The organism is Streptomyces chisholmiae (assembly GCF_031845445.1).
GTDB lineage: Bacteria > Actinomycetota > Actinomycetes > Streptomycetales > Streptomycetaceae > Streptomyces > Streptomyces chisholmiae.
Genome location: NZ_JAVREO010000194.1, coordinates 1 through 448 on the forward strand (window position 1 = coordinate 1; position 448 = coordinate 448).

1 protein-coding gene is annotated in these 448 nt (G+C 72.3%); it reads right to left on the reverse strand.

Features of this window, described 5'->3' with window-relative positions; genetic code table 11:
• The coding region (locus RM844_RS32775; protein WP_311671077.1) for an FUSC family protein at window positions 1–448 on the reverse strand (448 nt) is incomplete at both ends.

Genomic DNA, 448 nt, shown 5'->3' on the forward strand with positions numbered 1-448 from the left:
GTACTCGTCGGGATGCGGAACCAGAAGCAGGGCGGCCACCACGAGACCGATGAGTGTGCCCATCAAGCGGTGCACGCCGCGGCGGACCCGGCCACTGGTATCGGCTGCCGCCAGCGGACCGGCGGCCGCGGCGATCGCCCAGTTGGCGTGGTCCACCCCGAGAAACAGACCTGCGGTGCCTGCCGCGGTGACGGCCGCCGCGTAGCGGGCGGCATGGATCGGCACGCTCTGCACGGGTGTGGTGAAGCTACGTGGTGCGAGGCGGGGTGCCCGAGGTGCATCGAGGGCGCCGAGCGCGATGCACAGTAAAGCCGTTGCGGCGCATATGGACACCGCGGCCACCGGCGAGACCCGCCCGGCCGGCACCGTGGCGACTGCGCCGAGGGCGAACACCCCGTAGAACGGCCCCTCCGGTTTGAGCGCGCGGCGGTCGGTCACCACCGATCCC